This is a genomic window from Alcanivorax sp. HI0044 (assembly GCF_001634945.1).
Genome location: NZ_LWEZ01000022.1, coordinates 1 through 664, shown reverse-complemented (window position 1 = coordinate 664; position 664 = coordinate 1). Strand labels below are relative to the sequence as shown.

Genomic DNA, 664 nt, shown 5'->3' with positions numbered 1-664 from the left:
AACGACGCCCGCCCCACAAGGTCAGCAGCAGAATATCGATCACCGTGTCATCCACGGGCCCGGGAAAATCCTCCCACTGGGCGATGCAGTGTGACCAGGTCCGCGCCAGGTGTTGAAAAATCTGTCGATGGCGGGCGTCGCTGGCGATCTGGTTTTCCCGTTCCAGCATCTCGCGGTCAAAATACGGAGCCTGGCCGTCTTCATCCAGTGTCAGGCGGACCAGTTTGCGCAATCGCGTTTCCCATGGCTCTCCTGCCAGGGCGGTGTTGGCTGCTGCCAGATCGCTGCAGAGCTGTTCCATGCAGTGGCGCACATACCCTGAGAGCAAGGCTGTGCGATTCGGGAAATACTCGTACAGGGTGCCGACGGCATAACCGCTCTCTTCTGCAATGGCGCGGGTGGTGGCGGCCTCCGGGCCATCACGGCGCCAAATCCGAACAAATCCCTCGTACAGCGAATCCACCGTGAATTTTGCCCGGGCCTGGGATGGCCGCTTGTGGGGCTGCGGCAGCGATTTGTCGGTGCGATCTTTGCCCATAAATGAATCCGAACCCGTACTGGTGGCGGGGTTGTTAGCATGAATCTCAGTGAAACCGGCTCGTTGAGAGCCCGTCAACGGAGATCATTATGACGCAAAATACCACTGCCCGTTTGCTCACCGACA

General features: G+C 59.2%; 1 protein-coding gene. It reads right to left on the bottom strand.

Annotated features, from left to right (window positions below; translation table 11 throughout):
* Positions 1-538, bottom strand: a 538-nt coding sequence (locus A3730_RS00270) for a TetR/AcrR family transcriptional regulator (RefSeq protein ID WP_063537207.1), incomplete at its 3' end; no start/stop codon positions are given.
* Positions 539-664 lie beyond the last annotated feature (126 nt).